General features: G+C 71.5%; 19 protein-coding genes. 4 read left to right on the top strand and 15 right to left on the bottom strand.

What is annotated here, in order from left to right; all coding sequences use genetic code 11:
* Window positions 1–71: 71 nt before the first annotated feature.
* Together ACFWZ2_RS22045 and ACFWZ2_RS22050 are read left to right on the top strand one after the other, a co-directional pair.
* Window positions 72–1,424: a GH1 family beta-glucosidase gene (locus ACFWZ2_RS22045; RefSeq protein ID WP_384548136.1), complete on the top strand. Its 1,353-nt coding sequence runs from the start codon at window positions 72–74 to the stop codon at window positions 1,422–1,424.
* Window positions 1,421–2,659 (top strand): MFS transporter, encoded by a 1,239-nt coding sequence (locus ACFWZ2_RS22050; protein ID WP_384548138.1) that lies wholly within the window; start codon window positions 1,421–1,423, stop codon window positions 2,657–2,659. The genes ACFWZ2_RS22045 and ACFWZ2_RS22050 overlap by 4 nt, the downstream gene beginning before the upstream one ends.
* A gap of 66 nt (window positions 2,660–2,725) precedes the next feature.
* On the opposite strand, the gene era is transcribed toward ACFWZ2_RS22050, so the two are convergent.
* From era to ACFWZ2_RS22065, 3 genes are all read right to left on the bottom strand, one after another.
* A complete protein-coding gene (gene era / locus ACFWZ2_RS22055; protein ID WP_384548139.1) occupies window positions 2,726–3,688 on the bottom strand; it encodes a GTPase Era in 963 nt (320 codons plus the stop codon).
* Between the two features lie 94 nt (window positions 3,689–3,782).
* Complete coding sequence (locus ACFWZ2_RS22060; protein WP_384548141.1) at window positions 3,783–4,136, bottom strand: cytidine deaminase; 354 nt, start codon at window positions 4,134–4,136, stop codon at window positions 3,783–3,785.
* Between the two features lie 26 nt (window positions 4,137–4,162).
* Window positions 4,163–5,080 (bottom strand): helix-turn-helix transcriptional regulator, encoded by a 918-nt coding sequence (locus ACFWZ2_RS22065; protein WP_384548143.1) that lies wholly within the window; start codon window positions 5,078–5,080, stop codon window positions 4,163–4,165.
* 91 nt (window positions 5,081–5,171) lie between these two features.
* Here ACFWZ2_RS22065 and ACFWZ2_RS22070 point away from each other — a divergent pair, with 91 nt between their 5' ends.
* Window positions 5,172–6,599: an MFS transporter gene (locus ACFWZ2_RS22070; RefSeq protein ID WP_384548145.1), complete on the top strand. Its 1,428-nt coding sequence runs from the start codon at window positions 5,172–5,174 to the stop codon at window positions 6,597–6,599.
* A gap of 31 nt (window positions 6,600–6,630) precedes the next feature.
* Here the strand turns inward: ACFWZ2_RS22070 and ACFWZ2_RS22075 are convergent, their stop codons facing one another.
* Both ACFWZ2_RS22075 and ACFWZ2_RS22080 read right to left on the bottom strand, forming a co-directional pair.
* The gene (locus tag ACFWZ2_RS22075) at window positions 6,631–6,843 is read right to left on the bottom strand and encodes a DUF397 domain-containing protein (protein WP_384548146.1); all 213 of its coding nucleotides are present in this window, start codon (window positions 6,841–6,843) and stop codon (window positions 6,631–6,633) included.
* 153 nt (window positions 6,844–6,996) lie between these two features.
* On the bottom strand, window positions 6,997–7,893 hold the full coding sequence (locus ACFWZ2_RS22080) for a helix-turn-helix domain-containing protein (RefSeq protein ID WP_384548147.1): 897 nt from the start codon (window positions 7,891–7,893) through the stop codon (window positions 6,997–6,999).
* Between the two features lie 443 nt (window positions 7,894–8,336).
* On the opposite strand from ACFWZ2_RS22080, the gene ACFWZ2_RS22085 reads away from it, so the two are divergent.
* Window positions 8,337–8,468 carry a hypothetical protein gene (locus tag ACFWZ2_RS22085; protein ID WP_384548149.1) on the top strand — a complete coding sequence of 44 codons (132 nt, stop codon included), beginning with the start codon at window positions 8,337–8,339 and terminating at the stop codon, window positions 8,466–8,468.
* Window positions 8,469–8,687: 219 nt separating this feature from the next.
* Here the strand turns inward: ACFWZ2_RS22085 and ACFWZ2_RS22090 are convergent, their stop codons facing one another.
* The 10 genes from ACFWZ2_RS22090 to ACFWZ2_RS22135 all read right to left on the bottom strand — a co-directional run bounded on the left by ACFWZ2_RS22090 (window position 8,688) and on the right by ACFWZ2_RS22135 (window position 20,242).
* Window positions 8,688–9,044, bottom strand: a complete 357-nt coding sequence (locus ACFWZ2_RS22090) for an MmcQ/YjbR family DNA-binding protein (RefSeq protein ID WP_384548151.1) — start codon at window positions 9,042–9,044, stop codon at window positions 8,688–8,690.
* A complete protein-coding gene (locus ACFWZ2_RS22095) occupies window positions 9,041–10,345 on the bottom strand; it encodes a hemolysin family protein (protein WP_384548153.1) in 1,305 nt (434 codons plus the stop codon). The genes ACFWZ2_RS22090 and ACFWZ2_RS22095 overlap by 4 nt, the downstream gene beginning before the upstream one ends.
* A 4-nt stretch (window positions 10,346–10,349) precedes the next feature.
* The gene (ybeY, locus tag ACFWZ2_RS22100; protein WP_384548155.1) at window positions 10,350–10,847 is read right to left on the bottom strand and encodes an rRNA maturation RNase YbeY; all 498 of its coding nucleotides are present in this window, start codon (window positions 10,845–10,847) and stop codon (window positions 10,350–10,352) included.
* 12 nt (window positions 10,848–10,859) lie between these two features.
* Complete coding sequence (locus tag ACFWZ2_RS22105; protein ID WP_384548157.1) at window positions 10,860–11,876, bottom strand: PhoH family protein; 1,017 nt, start codon at window positions 11,874–11,876, stop codon at window positions 10,860–10,862.
* A gap of 135 nt (window positions 11,877–12,011) precedes the next feature.
* Entirely contained in the window at window positions 12,012–13,118 is a 1,107-nt protein-coding gene (locus ACFWZ2_RS22110) for a carbohydrate kinase family protein (RefSeq protein ID WP_384548159.1), read from the bottom strand.
* Between the two features lie 87 nt (window positions 13,119–13,205).
* On the bottom strand, window positions 13,206–14,402 hold the full coding sequence (locus tag ACFWZ2_RS22115; RefSeq protein WP_384548161.1) for a macrolide family glycosyltransferase: 1,197 nt from the start codon (window positions 14,400–14,402) through the stop codon (window positions 13,206–13,208).
* Between the two features lie 151 nt (window positions 14,403–14,553).
* Window positions 14,554–15,555 (bottom strand): adenosine deaminase, encoded by a 1,002-nt coding sequence (locus ACFWZ2_RS22120; protein ID WP_384548163.1) that lies wholly within the window; start codon window positions 15,553–15,555, stop codon window positions 14,554–14,556.
* 13 nt (window positions 15,556–15,568) lie between these two features.
* Window positions 15,569–16,474, bottom strand: a complete 906-nt coding sequence (locus ACFWZ2_RS22125) for a ribonuclease Z (protein ID WP_384548165.1) — start codon at window positions 16,472–16,474, stop codon at window positions 15,569–15,571.
* A 14-nt stretch (window positions 16,475–16,488) separates the two neighbouring features.
* Window positions 16,489–16,842 carry a histidine triad nucleotide-binding protein gene (locus tag ACFWZ2_RS22130; RefSeq protein WP_384548167.1) on the bottom strand — a complete coding sequence of 118 codons (354 nt, stop codon included), beginning with the start codon at window positions 16,840–16,842 and terminating at the stop codon, window positions 16,489–16,491.
* Window positions 16,843–16,996: 154 nt separating this feature from the next.
* A complete protein-coding gene (locus ACFWZ2_RS22135) occupies window positions 16,997–20,242 on the bottom strand; it encodes a S41 family peptidase (RefSeq protein ID WP_384548169.1) in 3,246 nt (1,081 codons plus the stop codon).
* Window positions 20,243–20,265: the final 23 nt, after the last annotated feature.

Consider the following 20,265-nt stretch of genomic DNA (forward strand, 5'->3'; position numbering starts at 1 on the left):
CCTGAGCCTTGTTCACCTTTCTTCCGCACACCCATTGACTTCCGTACCCACCGGTACGGAAGATCCCGCCCATGGCAGCGACCGCGGCGATCCCCCAGTTCCCCCACGACTTCCTGTGGGGCGTATCCACATCGGCCCACCAGATCGAGGGCGCCGTCGACGAACGCGGCGCCTCGGTATGGGACGCGTTCACCGCCGTCCCCGGCAACGTCAAGGACGGCACGACGGCCGCCGTCGCCTGCGACCACTACCACCGCTACCGCGAAGACGTCGCCCTCATCAGGGAGTTGGGCGTCGGCGCCTACCGCTTCTCGGTCTCCTGGCCGCGCGTCCTGCCCACCGGATCCGGTGAGGTCAGCGCGCGGGGCCTCGACTTCTACGACCGCCTCGTCGACGAACTCTGCGCGTCGGACGTACGCCCCGTGCCCACCCTCTTCCACTGGGACACCCCGCTCGCCGTGCAGGAGGCGGGCGGCTGGCTGAAGCGCGGGACGGCCGAGCGGTTCGCCGAGTACGCCGCCGTGGTCGCGGCCAGGATCGGCGACCGCGTCAGCACCTGGATCACCCTCAACGAACCCGCGGAACACACCCTGCTCGGCCACGCGCTCGGCCAGCACGCCCCCGGCGAACGGCTCCTGTTCGACGCCCTGCCGGTCGCCCACCACCAGCTGCTCGCACACGGCCTCGCCGTACAGGCGCTGCGCGCGGCGGGCGCGGCCGACATCGGCATCGCCAACTCGCACGGCCCGACCTGGCCCGCGTCGGCCATCACCGAGGACACGGCGGCGGCCGACTTCTACGACGTACTCCTCAACCGCCTCTTCGCCGACCCGCTGCTCCTCGGCCAATACCCAGAAGGCATCGGCGAGTTGATGCCGTCCCCCGGCCTCGAAGCGGACCTCAGGACCATCTCCGCCCCCCTCGACTGGTACGGGATCAACTTCTACCAGCCGACCAAGGTGGGCGCCCCGCTCCCCGAAGGCACGGCCACCGAGTTCTCCGGCGTCACACTGCCGCCCGAACTCCCCTTCTCCCCCAGGGAGATCGAGGGATACCCGGTCACCGACTTCGGCTGGCCGGTCGTCCCCGACGCCCTCACCGAACTCCTCACCACCTTCCGCGACCGCTACGCCGACCGCCTCCCACCCCTGGTCATCACCGAGAACGGCTGCTCGTACGAGGGAGTGGACGACCAGGACCGGATCACCTACCTCGACGGCCATCTCCGCGCCCTGCACCGGGCGTTGGCGGCGGGCGTGGACGTGCGCGGCTACTTCGTCTGGTCCCTGATGGACAACTTCGAATGGGCGGAGGGCACACGACAGCGCTTCGGCCTCGTCCACATCGACTACGCCACCCTGGAACGCACCCCCAAGGCGTCGTACCACTGGCTGCGCGAGGCCCTGCGGGCCCAGCGACCATGACCGCCACCGCGCTGCGGGAGCCGACCGAACGCGTCGGCCCGGCCTGGACCGGCGCCCTGTCGGTCGCCAACGGCGCGATCTGGGTGGGCTGGTACGGCCCGCTGCAGATCCTGCTCGCCGTCCAGGCGGAGGACCTGGCACCGGCAGGCACCTCCAAGGAGACCGTCCTCGCCTGGGTCACGGGCGTCGGCGCGGTGGTCTCCCTCGCCGCGAACCCCCTCTTCGGCGCGCTCTCCGACCGCACCACCTCCCGATGGGGCCGGCGCACCCCCTGGATCGTGGCGGGCACGGCGGGCGGCGCGGCCTCGCTGCTGCTGCTCTCCGCGGCGGGCTCCGTGTGGACGATGGCCGCGGGCTGGTGCCTGGTCCAGCTCACCCTCAACGCCGCCTTCGCCGCGGTCACGGCCGCCGTCCCCGACCGGGTGCCGCACGCCCAACGCGGCTCCGTGGGCGGCTGGCTCGGCGCGGCCCAGCTGCTCGGCGTCGTGGTGGGCACGGGCCTCGCGACGGCGGCGGGCGGCACGGTCGCGGGCTACGCGGCGTGCGCCGTGTTCACCGTGGCGGGCGTGCTCCCCTACGTCGTACGCCACCGGGACCTGCGCCTCACGACGGCCGAACGGCCGCCCTGGAACCCCCGGGAATTCCTCCGCGGCTTCTGGCTGAGCCCCCGCCGCCACCCGGACCTCGCCTGGGCCTGGCTGACCCGGTTCCTGATCAACGTCAGCAACTCGGTGGTACTGCTCTATCTCCTCTACTTCCTCCGCGACCGCCTGCACCACGCCGACCCGGACCAGGGCGTGCTGATCCTGACGGCCGTGAACGGCGCGACGATGCTCGCCACGGTCGTCGTCGGCGGCGCCTGGTCGGACCGGGTGGGCCGCCGCAAACCCTTCGTGATCTGGTCCGGCACGCTGATGGCCCTGGCGACGGGCCTGCTCGCCCTCTGGCAGACCTGGCCGGGCGCGATCGCCGCCGCGGCCCTCCTCGGCATCGGCTTCGGCGTCTTCACCTCGGTGGACTTCGCCCTGATGACCGACGTCCTCCCCAAGGCCCTCGACCGAGGCAAGGACCTGGGCATCATCAACATCGCCAACTCACTCCCCCAAGTGACGGCCCCGGCCATAGCGGCCCCGATCGTGACGCACCTGGGCGGCTACCGCGTGCTGTACCTGACGGCGGCGGTGGTGGGACTGACGGGGGCAGTGCTGGTGACGAGGATCAGGGGAGTCAAGTAAAGCCCGTCCGGCGATTGAGGACGAACTCGGCGAAGCCGGTGATTCACCCAGCCCCGTGGTACCCGCTCAGAACCCCAGCTTCCGCAGCTGACGGGGATCCCGCTGCCAGTCCTTCGCGACCTTGACGTGCAGGTCGAGAAAAACAGGCGTACCCAGCAACGCTTCAATCTGCTTACGGGACTTGATCCCCACATCCTTCAGCCGCTTGCCCTTGGGACCGATGATGATCCCCTTCTGGCTGGGCCGCTCGATGTACACGAACGCATGGATGTCGAGCAACGGCTTGTCCGCGGGCCGGTCCTCGCGCGGCAGCATCTCCTCCACCACGACGGCGATGGAGTGCGGCAGCTCGTCCCGCACGCCTTCGAGCGCGGCCTCGCGGATCAGCTCGGCGACCATGACCTGCTCGGGCTCGTCCGTGAGGTCGCCCTCGGGGTAGAGCGCGGGGCCCTCGGGCAGCAGCGGCACGATCAGATCGGCGAGCAGCCCGACCTGCTCGTCGCCCACGGCCGACACGGGCACGATCTCGGCCCACTCGAAGCCCAGCTCCTTGCCGAGCTGGTCGATGGCGATGAGCTGCTCGGCGAGGGTCTTGCTGTCGACGAGGTCCGTCTTGGTGACGACCGCGATCTTCGGCGTCTTCTTGATCGACGCGAGTTCCTTGGCGATGAACCGGTCGCCGGGCCCGATCTTCTCGTTCGCGGGCAGGCAGAAGCCGATGACGTCGACCTCGGCCCACGTGGTCCGCACCACGTCGTTCAGGCGCTCACCGAGCAGCGTGCGCGGCTTGTGCAGGCCCGGGGTGTCCACCAGGATCAGCTGCGCGTCCGGCCGGTGCACGATGCCGCGCACCGTGTGCCGCGTGGTCTGCGGCTGGTCCGCGGTGATCGCCACCTTCTTGCCGACCAGAGCGTTCGTGAGGGTGGACTTGCCCGCGTTGGGGCGGCCGACGAAGCAGGCGAAACCGGCGCGGTGGGCAGCCTCGGACGGCTCGGCGGAAGACGGGGTACGAACGCTCATGGCGCCCATTGTCCCTGATCCCCGGACCCCTGCCGCACCGCGCGCCGTCAATCCAGCCCCTCCGGCGTTCGAGGAGCGGGGTCCGGGGCAGAGCCCCGCGACATCAGCCCGCTTCGACCCGCGCCTGAACCTCGCCGTCAGGCCCCGCGAGAAACACCGGCGTCCCGGCCCCGCCGAGGTCCCGTACCGCCGCAAGATCCTCCGGGGAAACCTCCTCCGCGGCGGAGACGACCGCCGCGGCCTCAAGGGACTCCGCCCCCGAAGCCACCGCCATGGCCACCGCGGTCCGCAGCGCGGAGAGCTGGAGCGACGCGAGCCCCACGGTCCCGGCCACATACGTACGCCCGGTCGAGTCCCGCACCGCGGCCCCCTCGGGCACACCATTGCGGGCCCGCGCGGAACGGGCCAGGGTGACGATCTTGCGGTCCTCGGGATCCAGCGCGGCGCTCTCAGTCATGCCCCGAGCATACGGAGCACGCCCCGCTACCCCGCCACCGGATGCATCGACCCCCGCCGCCCCTCGGGCGAGGCCAGCCACGCCAGCTTCCCCGCCGTGTCGGTGTCCGCGTCCGCGCCCGCCCCGGGCAGCGGCGTGTGCAGCACGATCGTGAGGTCGGGCCTGGCCGGCACCTTCAGCTGGGTCGACTCCAGGAACAGCGTCCCCACCACGGGATGCTCGATCTCCTTGGCGACCTGCCCCCCGGGCAGCACGTCCCGCCGCTCCCACAGCTCCACGAACTCCGCACTCGCCGCCTTCGCCTCGGCGATCACCGCGGCGAACCCGTCGTCCTCGGGATGGTCCGAGCACGCGGCCCGGTACATCGCCACGACCTGCGGGGCATTGCGCCGCCAGCTCGTCGCGCGGGCGCGGTAGATGGGGTCGCTGAAGAAGGTGAGCAGACAGTTCTCGGAGGTCTCCGAGCGCATGCCGAGCACCGAGGCCGACGCGTCGTTGTACATGACGCAGTTCCAGTACGCGTCCATGATGTGCGCCGGGTACGGCATCCAGGCGTCGATGAGCCGGTGCAGCCCCTCGCACATGCCCCAGTCGCCCTGGGCGACCTCGGGCGCGGGCGGGTTGAGCCCGGACAGGACGTACAGATGGCGCCGCTCGGCGCTGCTCAGCCTCAGGACGCGCGCCACGGAGTCCAGGACCTGCGGCGACACGGAGATGTCGCGGCCCTGCTCCAGCCACTGGTACCAGGAGGCGCCGACGCCCGCGAGCACCGCGACCTCCTCGCGGCGCAGCCCCGGCGTCCGCCTGCGCGCCCCGCCGTCCGGCAGTCCGGCCTCCGCGGGGCTGACCCGGGCGCGGCGGCTCATCAGGAACTCCCGCAGCTCCCCGAGGCGGCGCGCCTTCGACGCGTCCGTGTCCGACGCCGTGACCGACGGTGTTGCCATGTGGCGCTCCCCCAAGCCCTGACTGGTGTTCCGACCACCAGCATAAGTTCCCGCTCCCCACGTCTATTCCGGCCGCCGGATGCTCTTGACCATGGCGATAGACACCACCACTGCCCCGTCCCCCCAGGCCGCCCCACCGGCGCCACGACCCGCTGCCCCCAAGCTCTCCACCCGCGACAAGCTCGTCCTCTTCGTGCTCTGCGCCGCGCAGTTCATGGTCGCCCTCGACTTCTCCGTGCTGAACGTGGCGCTGCCCGTGCTCGGCGCCGACCTCGGCATGAACCAGTCCGCGCTGCAGTGGGCGGTGACCGCCTTCGCGCTGCCGTCGGGTGGCTTCCTGCTGCTCTTCGGCAGGTTCGGTGACCTCTTCGGGCGCCGGAAGCTGTTCCTCACGGGCCTCGCGCTCTTCGGCCTCGCCTCGCTCCTTGCGACGTTCGCGTGGGACCCGGCGTCGTTCCTGACCGGCCGTGCGCTGCAGGGCGTGGGGGCCGCGGCCATCGTGCCGACCGGCATGTCCCTGCTGACCACGACGTTCCCCGAGGGCCCGCAGCGCGACCGGGCGCTCGGCATCTCCGGCACGCTGCTCTCGCTCGGCTTCACGGTCGGCATGGTGCTCGGCGGCGTACTGACGGACACGCTCGGCTGGCGTTCCACGATGGGCCTGCTGACCGTCTTCGCGCTGCTGGTGCTGCCGCTGGCGCCCGGCCTGCTGCCCGAGTCCCGCACCCCGGACCGCCCGCGCCTGGACATCCCGGGTGCGGTGACGGTCACCGGCGGTCTGCTCTCCCTCATCTACGCGCTGTCCACCGCGGCCGAGCGCGGCTTCGGCGGCACGGACGTCATCGTCACGCTGGTGGCGGGCGTCGCCCTGCTGGTGGCCTTCGGCCTGATCGAGTCGCGTGCCGCCGCGCCGCTGGTCTCCCTGCCGATGCTGCGCCGCCGCACGGTGGCGTGGGGCAATCTGGGCGGCCTGGTCACGTTCTCGATGATGACGACGGTCGTCTTCGTGCTGACCCTCTACTTCCAGGAGGTCCTGCACCTCTCCGCGTTCCAGACCGGTCTGGTTTTCGGCGTGCAGGGCGTGTTCTCGGTGGTCGCGGGGGTGTTCGCGCCCAAGGTCATCGGCCGCTTCGGCGCGCGCCGCACGCTGGTCGGTGCGCTGGCCGGCCAGGGCCTGCTCGGCCTGGCGCTGCTCGGCATCGGCGAGAGCGGCTGGTCGGTGTGGCTGGCCACGGCCGCGGTGTCACTGGCGAGCATGAGTCACCTGGGCGCGATCGTCGCGTACGGCGTGACGGTCACCTCGGGCGTGCCCGACGAGGAGCAGGGTCTGGCGACCGGCCTGGTCACCTCCACCCAGCAGGTGGGCCTCACGATCGGCATCCCGCTGCTCGGCGTCCTCGCGACGACGGGTCCCGATCTCCTCACCGGCACCCGCACCGTGCTCCTGATCGACGCGGTGGTGGTGCTCGCGACGGCGGCCGCGGTGGCGGTCGGACTCGGCGGCCGCAGGCGCGTGTGAGCCGCCCGAGTCGTGCGTCGGCCCGGCCCCGTCAGGGTCGGGCCGGCGTCACGTCGCGTACGGAAGGACAGGCGAACGAGGAGAGGAACGCGGCCCAGGCGCCCGGGCCCACCACGAGAACCGCACCCCGGGTGCGCGCGGAGTCGCGTATCAGGACCGTCTTCCCGGTCCAGGCGATCTCCACGCAGTCGTTGTCCTGAGCCCCGCTCGCACTGCTCTTGCGCCATGCCCATGTGCTGCCCACGCCGCTCCTCCACCCCGGGTGCGGAAGACCAGCCGGCCGGCGCGGCTGGTGCAGAGGCACGTAGCACCTCTTCCAGGATAACGGCGTGCCATACAGATCTGAACGACCGGTTTCACGCCAAGGTCCCGTGGTCCAGCGGGGGTTGATGGAGCGTCAAGCCGCCTCGGTGGGCGGCAGCAGCCGCTCCAGATCGTCGATACCCTCCTCGGCCCTGGCCGCCAGCGCCTTGAGGATGTCCACCGTGCGCTCCTTGATGGCGAGGTCCTCCAGCTCCCAGAACCTCTCCAGGTAACGCCCGCTCTCCTCCGGGGCGCTGGTGCTGTAGGAGTCGCCGCGCGGGTTCTCCAGGTAGAGCGAGTCCGGCATCTCGTCCGCCTCGAACTCGAAGAGCGTGAAGGGCCCTTGGATCCCGGGATGCGCGCCGACGCTGAACGGCAGGATCTGGATGGTGAACCTCGGCAGGGCGGCCAGCTCCGCGAGCCGCTCCAACTGGGCACGCATGACGCCGCGTCCGCCGACCTGGCGCCGCAGGACCGCCTCGTCGAGGATGTAGAACACCTCGCGGTCGCCCGACGTCAGCATGTCCTGGCGGGAGAGCCGCACCTCGATGGCCCGCTCGACCCCCTCGTCGGTCCCCTTGTCGTACGCCCGCATGATGGCGCGGCCGTACTCCTCGGTCTGCAAAGGGCCGGGCAGCTGAAGGGAGTTGTACGCCCGGACGATCGACGCCGACGACTCCAGCGCGAGGAACTGCAGGAACTCCTTGCTGTACAGGTCACGGAACTCGGCGTACGGCATCTTCCTGCTGCCCCGCGCGAGATCGAGCAGCTCCTCGATCTTGCGGCGGTCCCGGATCCCGTACGCATCGAGGAGGGGCCTCAGATCGTTGACCGAGATGCCGACCTCGCCGGCCTCGATGCGGATCAGCTTGGAGGGACTCCACTCCATCTTGGCCGCGACCTGGCGTTGGGTGAGGTGGGCGCCGGTGCGCGCCTTGCGGAGCTCGGTACGCAGCCGCAGCCGCTGTAGTGCCGCACTTGGCGCGCTCATGATGGCTCCACCCCCAACCGGACCGTGCGAGGTGCAACATAGCAGACTAGCAGCTTACTCATCGAGACCTTCCGGGACGACAGTTCACGCCACTGTCAGGAGACCCCGGACCCCGCGAGGCCGCAACCGCAGAGGGCCGTTGGGGCCGACAGTTCCCGGAAAGCTACCGCAAGTTCCCGGAAAGCTATGTAGCACATGGAGAGGCGCCCTTCGGCGAGCTGTCCGACAGTACTACCCATGTGGCGATGTGCAGGCTACGCTATAGCAGAGGGTAGCCTGCTCAACTGACCATCCGAGCAAGGAGGTTGAGAACCGAACCGACGCGGCGCGGACTCACTCCATCGAGTGTTCAACGGCCACCGGAATCCCCCTTCCTGGCGCCACCCGTTCGTGGATCGCCGCGGTATCCACGACAGCGTGGAACCAGGAAGGAGATCAGCCCGATGGCCGAGAAGCCGGAAGGGCGTCGCACGACCCGCAGATGGACGGAGTGGGCCGTCATGGCAGCTCCGTGGGCCAGCCTCCTCGTCGCGGTCCAGGAGATCGTCGACAGGTGGGTGTTCCCCCACATGTGAGCCACCCGCGGAAAAGGAACTGACCCCGACCTGAGGGCCGGGGCCAGGATGCGGCGGACGCCATCGCACAGACGTTTCCACTCCGAGTTCCCTTGGCCGGCAGCCCGGAGTGGGAGCGTTCGGGGTCCGCCGGTCAACTCCATTCTGCCGCCCCACAAGGCCGATGGCGAGGGCCTGTTGGGACACACTGCCGAGCGCGTGCCGAGCACCGCACGCCCCTCAAGGGCGATCGAGTCGCAACCGCTCCGCACGTGGCAGACCTGCCACCACCAAGTCGTAGGAATCCTCGATGAGTTCCCGCACCTGCCGGTCCGGCAGCCCCGCGTCGACCGTCACCGTGTTCCAGTGCCGCTTGTTCATGTGCCACCCGGGCACGATCTCCTGATGCGCCGCCCGCAGCTGGACCGCCATCTCCGGATCGCACTTGAGGTTGACGGTGAGCGGGCGCCTGTCGAGCGCGGCGAGCGCGAACATCTTGCCCGCGACCTTGAAGACCGAGGTCTCCGGGGTGAACGGGAAGTCCTCCACCACGTCGTTGAAGGACAGGCAGAACGTGCGCAGCTCCTCGGGCGTCACCGGGATTCCCCCTCCTTGGCCGCGTCCACGGACGGGACGGGTTCGACGAGCACGGTCACGATCTTGTTCCTGCGGCCCGCGGCGGACTCCGCGGTGAGCCGCAGCGCCCGCCCGTCGGGCAGCGGCACGATCGCGGACGCGTCCGCGATCGGGACCCGGCCGAGAGCCTTGGCGAGCAGCCCGCCGACCGTCTCGACGTCCTCGTCGTCGAACTCGTCGAGACCGAAGAGCTCGCCGAGGTCCCCGATGTCGAGCCGCGCGGTGACGCGGTAGCAGCCGTCGGCCAGCTCCTCCACCGGCGGCAGCTCACGGTCGTACTCGTCGGTGATCTCGCCGACGATCTCCTCGAGGATGTCCTCGATGGTGACGATGCCCGCCGTGCCGCCGTACTCGTCGATCACGACGGCCACGTGATTGCGCTCCTGCTGCATCTCGCGCAGCAGATCACCGGCGTTCTTCGTGTCGGGCACGAAGGTCGCGGGGCGCATCGCCGTCGACACCAGATCCGACTCGCTGTCGCGGTTGATGTGCGTCTTGCGGGCCAGGTCCTTCAGATACACCATGCCCACGATGTCGTCCTCGCTCTCCCCGGTCACGGGGATGCGCGAAAAACCGGAGCGCAGCGCGAGGGTGAGCGCCTGGCGGATCGTCTTGAACCGCTCGATGGCCACCAGATCCGTGCGGGGCACCATGACTTCGCGGACCAGGGTGTCGCCCAGCTCGAAGACGGAGTGCACCATGCGGCGCTCCTCGTCCTCGATCAAGGACTCCTTCTCCGCCAGGTCGACCATCGCGCGCAGCTCCGCCTCGGAGGCGAACGGGCCGCGCCTGAAGCCCTTTCCGGGCGTGAGCGCATTGCCGATGAGGATGAGCAGGGGTGGGATGGGGCCCATCACGCGGGCCAGCGGCAGCAGGACGTACGCCGCGGCGGTCGCCGTGTTCAGCGGGTGCTGACGGCCGATGGTGCGCGGCGAGACCCCCACGGCGACATAACTGACGAGGACCATCACACCGATGGCGACCGTGAGGGCCTGCCAGGTCTCGTCGAACTCCTGCAGACAGGCGTACGTCACCAGGGCCGCCGCCGCCATCTCGCACGCCACCCGCACGAGCAGTGCCACGTTCAGATAGCGGGTCGGGTCGGCGGCGACCTGCGCGAGCTTCGCGCTGCCGCGCCGCCCCGAGCGGACCGCCTCGTCCGCGCGGAAGCTGGAGACGCGCGCGATGCCCGCCTCCGCGCACGCCGCGAGCCAGGCGACGACGACCAGGGCGACGGCGCCCGCGATCAGCGACAAGCTCATGGCGCTACGAGACGGTGGGCGCCGGGGACGGGCCGGTCAGGCCCTTCTCGGCGCGCCAGCCGTCGACGATCGCGGCCTGCAGGCCGAACATCTCGGCCTTCTCGTCGGGCTCCTCGTGGTCGTACCCGAGCAGGTGCAGCACTCCGTGGACGGTCAGGAGCTGGAGCTCCTCGTCCATGGAGTGCTGCGTCGGGGCGTCCTTGCCCTGCTTGGTGGCGACCTCGGGGCAGAGCACGATGTCGCCGAGGAGGCCCTGCGGGGGCTCGTCGTCGTCCTTCATGGGCGGCCGCAGCTCGTCCATGGGGAAGGACATGACGTCCGTGGGCCCGGGCAGGTCCATCCACTGGATGTGCAGCTGCTCCATGGCGTCGGCGTCCACGACGATCACCGAGAGCTCGGAGAGCGGGTGGATGCGCATCCGCGCGAGGGCATAGCGGGCGATGTCGAGGATCGCCTGCTCGTCGACCTCGGTTCCGGATTCGTTGTTGACGTCGATCGACATGGTGGTGCTTGTCTACTTCCCGTCGCGGCTGTCGTGCTGCTCGTACGCGTCGACGATACGGCCGACCAGCTTGTGCCGTACGACATCGTGCGACGTGAGCCGCGAGAAGTGGATGTCCTCGACGCCGTCGAGGATCTGCTGCACCTCGCGCAGACCGCTCTTGGTGCCGCCCGGCAGGTCGACCTGGGTGATGTCACCGGTGATGACGATCTTCGAGTCGAAGCCGAGGCGGGTGAGGAACATCTTCATCTGCTCGGCGCTGGTGTTCTGCGCCTCGTCGAGGATGATGAACGCGTCGTTCAGCGTCCTGCCGCGCATGTACGCCAGCGGGGCGACCTCGATCGTGCCCGCCGCCATGAGGCGCGGGATGGAGTCGGGGTCGAGCATGTCGTGCAGCGCGTCGTAGAGCGGACGCAGATACGGGTCGATCTTCTCGTAGAGCGTGCCGGGCAGGAAGCCGAGGCGCTCGCCGGCCTCGACGGCGGGGCGGGTCAGGATGATGCGGTTGACCTGCTTGGACTGGAGCGCCTGGACCGCCTTGGCCATGGCCAGGTAGGTCTTGCCGGTGCCCGCGGGGCCGATGCCGAAGACGATGGTGTGCTTGTCGATCGCGTCGACGTACCGCTTCTGGTTCAGGGTCTTGGGGCGGATGGTGCGGCCGCGGGACGAGAGGATGTTCTGCGTGAGCACCTCGGCCGGGGTCTCCGGCGAGCCGTTGCCGTTCTCGTCCGCCCTCAGCATGGCGATCGAGCGTTCCACTGCGTCCTCCGTCATCGGCTGCCCGGTGCGGAGCACCAGCATCATCTCGTCGAACAGGCGTTGAATGAGGGCGACTTCGTGGGCATCGCCCACGGCGCTGATCTCATTGCCCCGGACATGGATGTCGGCCGCCGGGAAGGCCGTCTCGATCACGCGCAACAGGGCGTCACCGGAGCCGAGGACGGTCACCATCGGGTGCTTCGCCGGGACGGTGAAGTGGGCTCGCGCCTGGCCGTGCTCGGGGGTCTGAGCTGTGGGTGTCTGCGTCATGGGCCGGCTCTGAAGGCCGCTCGGTCCTCCTCCTGCGGGGCTTGGGGCCGCATCTCAGCCTTGCACTGCCAAGAGTACGACGGGGCACCGACAACACCGAGAGGTTTTCGCGACCCTGTCCCGCATGCCCGCCCGTCACGCCGAGCGGCCGAAGCCGATCGTCGGCACCGCGCGGCGCAGCGGCCACGGTCTGGCCACGGCGGGAAGCAGCTCCTCCAGGAAGCCGTAGCGGCGCAGCGCCACCGGGTCCTGGTCGTCGAACTCCCGCACCGTGCGCCACCAGGCGCCCACTTCGGCCCAGCCGGGCGCCGACAGCGACCCGCCGAACTCCTGCACGGAGAGCGCCGCGGTGAGCCCGGCGAAGGCGAGGCGGTCGGCCAGCGGCCAGCCGGCCAGCGTCCCGGTGACGAAGCCCGCGACGAAGACGTCGCCCGCCCCCGTGGGGTCCAGGGCCTCGACCTCGATCGCGGGCACGTCGGCGGTCTCGCCGGTCCGCCCGTCCACCGCGTACGCGCCCTCGGCGCCCAGCGTCACCACGGCCAGCGGCACATGCTCGGTCAGCGCCCGCGCGGCCGCCCTGGGGCAGGAGGTGCCCGTGTAGCGCATGGCCTCCTCCGCGTTCGGCAGGAACGCCTCGCAGTGCGCCAGGTCGGCGAGCCCCGCCAGGTCCCACCGTCCGGTGTCGTCCCAGCCCACGTCGGCGAAGATCCGTGTGCCGCCGCGGGCGGCCTCGGCGATCCAGGGCGCGCGCGTGCCGGGCGTCAGCGCGGTGACGGCGGCACGCGCGCGTGGCGGCCGGTGCGGGGCGCCGCCGTCCGGTGCGTCGGCGTCCGGCGGCGGCTCGTGGCCGTGGCTGACCATGGTGCGCTCGCCCTCGTACGCCATGGAGACGGTCACCGGGGAGTGCCAGCCGGGCACGGTCCGCGACGGTGTCAGGTCGATGCCCTCGCCCTGTTCGAGGGCGTCCCAGCAGTACTCCCCGTAGTGGTCGTCCCCGAAGGCGGCGGCCAGCGAGGTGCGCAGGCCGAGGCGGGCGAGCGCGGTCGCCATGTTGGCGACGCCGCCGGGGCTCGACCCCATGCCGCGCGCCCAGGACTCGGTCCCGCGCACCGGCGCGGAATCGAGCCCGGTGAAGATGATGTCGAGGAAGACCGGTCCTGTGAGGTAGACGTCGCAGTCCGGATCGCCGGGTCTGCGAGCCGCCTTCAGCGGGTCGACGGTGGGCTTGGCTGGTACGACCATGGAGGCAACGTAACGGACGATGCCCGCGCAGGCCCGTCAAGCAGGGCAGTTCCCCGGCCCCTTGTCGGGGCCGGGGCACCCTCCCGGTCAGGCGGGGAGCGCGGCCTCGATCAGGTCGGCGGCCCGCGAGGCGCCGCCCTCGGCCCGGACCTCCGCCTTCAACCGCGCGGAACGCCCGGCCACTTCGGGGTCCGAGGTGAGGCCGAGCAGCGCGGAGCGCAACGCGTCCGCCGTGGCGTCCGCCGTGTCGATGCGCCGGGCCACGCCCAGCTCCACGAGGCGGTCGGCGTTCATCGGCTGCTCCGCCCCCTGCGGCACCACGATCATCGGCACTCCGGCGTGAAGCCCTTCGCCGCTGCTGCCCATGCCCGCGTGGGTGACGAACGCGTCGGCCTGCTCAAGGACCGCCAACTGCGGCACCCAGGACCGCACTTCGATGTTCGGGGGCAGGTCGCGGCCGAGCTCCGCGGGGTCGACGTGCTTGCCGATCTGCAGCACCACGTGCCACCCCGGCAGCTCCCCGAAGGCGGCCACGCACTGCCGGTAGAACTCGGGCTGGTGCGTGTACGCCGAGCCGAGCGAGACCAGGAGCACCTTCTCCGCGCCCTCGGGCCGCGTCCAACTCTCCCTGCGCACACGATCGCCGAGGCACGGTCCGACGAAGTCGATCCGCGCGGGATCCACGGTGTCGGCGTACGGCTGCATGGCGCGCGGGATCGTGGCGATGCCCCGCGGCGGGACGCCGGAGAACTCCCCCACGTCCAGCGTGGTGGCCCCGCACCCGGCGAGCCACTCCTTGAACCTGGCCTCCAGGACGTCCGCGCCGGGCAGCTGCGCGAGCTGCGCGGCGACGTCCTCCTGATAGCTGCCCCAGGCCACGAACGTGGGCGAGAGCTGTACGACGGGTCGCCCCTGCGACTCGGCGAGCGCACGGGCGACGTAGGCGCCGATGTCGTACAGATACAGGTCCGCGGGGTCCTCGTCGTACGCCGCGTGGAGCTGCGGAAGCACCGCCATCGCGTCGTCGAGGAAGAGGGAGCTGGCCTCGATCGGGTCGTCGGGCCAGATGTTGTCGCGGAAAGGGAGCGTGGAGTCGTACGGGACGAGTTCGGCGCCGGTGGGTTCGATGAGACCGGCGGTGGCCGGGTCGTTGGCGTACGTCACGCGATGGCCGCGCGCCGCGAGTTCGCGGATGACCTCCAGGCCGGGCAGCACATGGCTGACCATCGGGACGCCGATCATGGCGACATGGGCGCGGCGACGGGCGGTTCGGCGGGATGACATGGGAGTTCCTCCGGGTACAGAAAGCTACGGACGGGGACACGGCGGCCCGCCGCCTCGGCCCTCTGCGGGGCGGGCGGGGGCCGAAAGGGCCGTGTCAGCCGTAGATCTGCGCGATGGAGTCCATGCCTGGACCGTAACCCGGCGCCGACGATCAGTCGAACGAATAAGCCTCGACCTCGGCGAGGTACTTCGCCCGCAGCGCCTCGTCCGCCGCGTCCCGGTCGAGGAAGGACGCCTCGAACGAGTTCCGCGCGAGCGTCCGCAGCCGCTCCTGGTCGATGCCGAGCGCCTCGCGCACCGCGTGGAAGGTGTCGTCGACGTATCCGCCGAAGTACGCCGGGTCGTCGGAGTTGACCGTGCACATCAGGCCCGCGTCCAGCATCCGGGACAGCGGGTGCTCCTCCAGTACGTCGATGGCGCGCAGCCGGACGTTCGAGAGGGGGCAGAGGGTGAGCGGAACGCGCTCGCGGACCAGGCGCTCGACCAGCTCGGGGTCCTCCATGCAGCGCAGGCCGTGGTCGATGCGCTCGACCCGCAGCACGTCGAGGGCCTCGGTGATGTAGGCGGGCGGCCCCTCCTCGCCCGCGTGCGCGACGAGCCGCAGCCCGAGCGCCGCGGCCGCCTCGTACACCGCACGGAACTTGGCGGGCGGGTGGCCGACCTCGGCGGAGTCGAGACCGACGCCGATGATCTTGCCGAGATACGGCTTCGCGGCCTCCAGCGTCTCCAGGGCCGACTCCGCGGACTCGTCGCGCAGGAAGCACATGATGAGCCGCGTGGAGACACCGTGCCGCTCCTCGCTGCGGTCCAGGGCCCGGGACAGGCCCTCGACGACGGTGCCGATGGGGACGCCGCGCACCATGTGGGCCTGCGGGTCGAAGAAGATCTCCGCGTGCCGTACGCCCTGTCCGGCCGCGCGGGCGAGGTAGGCGTCCGCGAGTTCCTCGAAGTCGGCCTCGGTGCGCAGCACGGCCATCAGGCCGTAGTAGAGGTTCAGGAAGGTCTGGAGGTCGTCGAAGAGGTAGGCCTTGCGGAGCTCTTCGGTGTCGGCGTACGGCAGTTCGACGCCGTTGCGCGCGGCGAGGGCGAAGGCGAGCTCGGGTTCGAGGGTGCCTTCGATGTGGAGGTGGAGTTCGGCCTTGGGGATCGGCATGGTGCGGTCTCGCTCAGGTTCGTTTGGGGAGGGGCACGCGCAACAGGTCGCGGGCGACGGTCAGTTCGCCCTCGAAACCGGCGGCGCGGGCCTGCTGTTCATAGACGTTCGGGTCGGGGTAGCGCTGGCTGAAGTGCGTCAGGACGAGATGGCGCACGTCCGCGTCGACCGCCACCCGGGCGGCCTGCCCGGCGGTCAAGTGGCCGTGGTCGGTGGCCAGTCGCTCGTCCTCGTCGAGGAACGTCGACTCGATGACGAGCATGTCGCAGCCCTCGGCGAGCGCGTGCACGCCGTCGCAGAGCCGGGTGTCCATCACGAAGGCGAACCGCTGCCCGCGGCGCACCTCGCTGACCTCGTCGAGCGTGACGCCGCCGAGGCTGCCCTCCTGCTGGATCCGCCCCACGTCGGGCCCGGTGATGCCGCGCTCGGCGAGCAGCCGGGGCAGCATCCGGCGCCCGTCGGGTTCGGTGACGCGGTAGCCGTACGACTCGACGGGGTGCGAGAGCTTCATCGCGTCGAGGGTGTACGAGGGCGTGCTGGCCAGCGGCCCGTCGGCGGCGACCGGCGCCTCGGCGAGCTGAACGGTCTCGCGGTACGCCGTCGCGTACCGCAGCCGGTCGAAGAAGTGCTGCCCCGAGGCCGGGTAGTGGGCGGTGACGGGGTGCGGGACCCGGTCGAGATTGATGCGCTGGATGACGCCCGCGAGGCCGAGGGAGTGGTCGCCGTGGAAGTGCGTGACGCAGATCCGGTGCAGGTCGTGCGCGGCGACCCCGGCGCGCAGCATCTGGCGCTGCGTGCCCTCGCCGGGGTCGAACATGATGCCCTGGCCGTCCCACAGCAGGACGTAGCCGTTGTGGTTGCGGTGCCGGGTGGGGACTTGGCTCGCGGTGCCGAGCACCACCAATTCACGTACGGACAAGGAGAGTTGCCCTGCTATCCGGGGGGCCACTGGAGGCCGCGGCCGCCCAGGACGTGCGCGTGCGCGTGGAAGACGGTCTGCCCGGCGCCGGAGCCGGTGTTGAAGACGATGCGGTAGCTCTCCGCCTTCTCCTCCGCGGCGACCTCGCCGGCCTCGCGCAGCACGTCGGCGGCGGCCTTCGGGTCGGCGGCGGCGAGCGAGGCGGCGTCGGGGTAGTGCGTCTTGGGGATCACCAGGACGTGGGTCGGCGCCTGCGGGTTGATGTCGCGAAAGGCGACGGTCGTCTCGGTCTCCCGGACGACGGTCGCGGGCACCTCACCCGCAACGATCTTGCAGAACAGGCAGTCGCTCTGTGGTTCGCCCGCCATGGGTCCGGCCTCCTCCGTCAACAATGATCAGTACGAGCGAAAGCGTATCGCCCGCCGTCACGGGCCGGTTCGGGTGCGCCCCGAAGGGGCGCGGGGAACTGCGCGACCAGCCACGACGCACCCGCAGATGTGGGCCGTACTTCCCGCGGAGCGCTTAGTCGCCAGGCAGGGACGGCGCGGACCGGGCCGGGTTCTCCTCCAGCGCGGCCAGTGCGAGGCGCACCGCCTCGTCCAGCTGCGGATCACGGCCCGCCGCGTAGTCGTCGGGCGTGGTCACGACCTCCACGTCGGGGTCGACCCCGTAGTTCTCGACGCCCCAGTCGTACCCCTCCAGCCAGAACGCGTACTTCGGCTGGGTCACCAGCGTCCCGTCCACCAGGTGGTAGCGGCTGTCGATGCCGACCACGCCGCCCCAGGTCCGGGTGCCCACCACGGGTCCGATGCCGAGCGCCCTGATCGCGGCGTTCACGATGTCGCCGTCAGACCCGGAGAACTCGTTGGCGACGGCGACGACGGGGCCGCGCGGCGCGTCCATGGGGTAGCTGAGCGGGCGCGAGCCGCGGGGCAGGTCCCAGCCGACGACGCGGCGCGCCAGCTTCTCCACGACGAGCTGCGAGGTGTGCCCGCCGCGGTTCTCGCGGACGTCCACGACCAGGCCCTCCCTGGCCACCTCGATGCGCAGGTCCCGGTGGATCTGCGCCCAGCCGGGCGCCTGCATGTCGGGCACGTGCAGATAGCCGAGGCGCCCCTGGGAGCGCTCGTGGACGTACGCACGGCGGTCCGCGACCCAGGCGTGGTAGCGCAGCGGCTCCTCGTCGTCGACGGGGAGCACCACCGCATGCCGCGGATCGCCGCCGCCGGACGGCGAGATGGTCAGCTCGACGGGCTTGCCCGCGGTGCCCGCGAGCAGCGGCCCGGGGCCCGCCACCGGGTCGACGGGCCTGCCGTTGACCGCGAGGACCGCGTCGCCGGGGCGCACCGCGACGCCGGGCGCGGCGAGCGGCGAGCGGGCGGCCGGGTCGGAGGTCTCGGAGGGCAGCACCCGGTCGATGCGCCACAGGCCGTCCTCGCCCCGCGAGAGGTCCGCGCCGAGCAGGCCCTGCCGGGTCGCCGCGTTGCCCCCGCCGCCACCGGGGACGACGTACGCGTGCGAGGTGCCCAGTTCGCCGTGCACCTCCCACAGCAGGTCGACCAGGTCGTCGTGGGTGGCGACGCGGCCGAGGACGGGACGGTAGCGCTCCAGGACGCCGTCCCAGTCGACGCCGCCCATGTCGGGCCGCCAGAAGTTGTCCCGCATGAGGCGGCCCGTCTCGTCGTACATCTGGCGCCACTCGGCGGCCGGGTCGACGGTCTGGCGGACCCGGGACAGGTCGACGGTGATGTTCGAGTCGCTGTCCTCGTCGCCGGAGGCGCGCCGGTCGCTCGGCACCACCTTCAGCTTTCCGTCGGTCCACAGGAGCACCCGCTTGCCGTCGCCGGTGACCGCGAAGTGGTCGGCGTCCGCGGCGAGTTCCTCGACCCGGTGCTGCGCGAGGTCGTACCGCTCGAGCTCGGTCTTCGGGTCCGGGTCGGAGGGCGTGGCCCGCGAGGCGCCGAGCACGCCGCGCACCGGGTGGCGCAGCCAGAGCAGCCCGTCCTTCGCGGCCCGCAGCGTGGTGTAGCGGGCGGCCTCGACGGGGAACGGCACGATGCGGTCGGCGAGTCCGTCGAAGTCGATGCGGGTGACGGGGGCGCCCTCGCTGTCCGGCGTCTCCGATCCCGCGCCGTCCTGCGCCTCGAAGGGCCTGCCGTGCCGCTGCGGTCCGAACGGCGACGGCGTGGTCGCGGCGAGCGTGATCAGGTACGGCCGGGAGCCGCCGACGAAGGCCAGGTCGAAGACGTGCTCGTCGTAGACCGGGTCGAAGGCGCGCGCGGAGAGGAAGGCGAGGTGCTTGCCGTCGAGCGTGAACGCGGGGGCGTAGTCGCGGAAGCGCAGCGGCGTCGCCTCCGACACGGAGAGGTCGGCGGTGCCCGCGAGCTTGAGCTGGCGCAGCGGGCGCGGGCCCGGGTGCGACCAGGCGAGCCAGGCGGAGTCGGGCGAGAAGACGAGCCCGGTGGCCTCGCCGTCGTCGCTGCGGTCGACCTCGCGGACCTCGCCGCTCTCGCGCTCGACGAGCAGGACGCGGCCGTCGTGCGAGGCGACGGCGGCGCGGGAGCCGTCCGGCGCCATGGCGAGCCCGAGGACCCTGCCGAGCTGTCCCGCGGCGAGCCTGCGGGGCGTCGCGCCGGGCGCGGGCCCGGTGGCCGGGGCGAATTCGAGTGCCTCGTCGCCCTCCGCGTCGGTGACCCAGACGACGTGCTCCTCGCCCTGCACCCGGAAGGTGCGGGGCAGCCTGGCGCGCACTCCGGGGGTGGCGGCGAGCGCGCGGGCGGGCCCTTCGCGGTGGGTGACCCAGTGCACGTTGCCCCGCACGGAGACGGCGCTGCCGCGCCCGGTGTGGTCGGGGGCCGCGGCGCCGAACCAGCGTGCCGCGGACACGGGGTGCGGCTGCAGATCGGTGCGCTGCCCGCCGAGGTGCACGTCGACGCGGCGCGGTTCGGCGCCCGACAGGTCGTCCAGGAGCCAGAGTTCACCGGCGGACGCGTAGACGACGCGGCGGCCGTCGGTGGCCGCGTGGCGCGCGTAGAAGCCGTCGATCGCGGTGTGCCTGCGCAGTTCGGAGCCGTCGGGCAGCGAGGAGTAGAGGGCGCCGACCCCTTCGTGGTCGGAGAGGAAGGCGATCCGCTCCCCCACCCACAGCGGGTACTCGATGTTCCCGTCGAGCTCTTCGTGAAGGCGTACGAAGGACTGCCGATCCCCTGCATCCGCCGCGCCCGCCACGTCCCCCGTGCGGATCCACAACTTGCCCGCGGTGCCGCCCCGATACCGCTTCCACCAGGCGGCCTCGCGTCCCATGGGCGCGGAGAGCAGCAGGACCTGTCCGTCGGGCCCGTGCGCGACATCGCCCACGACGCCGTACGGCAGGGTGGCCGCGGGCCCTCCGTCGAGCGGCACGGCACGTGCCCAGGTGCGGCGCAGCGACGCCTGGCCCACCGTGCTCACCGCGAGGACCTGCCCCTGCGGGGTCCAGCCGCGCACGCCGGTCTTCCAACTGCCCCAGTACGTCAGCCTCTTGGAGGGGCCGCCGTCGATGGGGGCGATGTGCACCTCGGGCGCCCCGTCGCGGGTGGACGTCCAGGCGACGGTCGTGCCGTCCGGGGAGATGCGGGGGTGGCTCACGGGCATGTTGTCGGCGCTGACGCGCCAGGCGCGGCCGCCGTCTAGGGGGGCCACCCATACGTCGTCCTCCGCCGTGAAAGCGGTCAACTCGCCGTGGATGTGCGGATACCGGAGATACGCGGAGTGCGCTGCCTGGGTCACGGCGTCCAGCCTAAGCAGGGTCC

It is taken from the genome of Streptomyces sp. NPDC059002, from assembly GCF_042740435.1.
Taxonomy (GTDB): domain Bacteria; phylum Actinomycetota; class Actinomycetes; order Streptomycetales; family Streptomycetaceae; genus Streptomyces.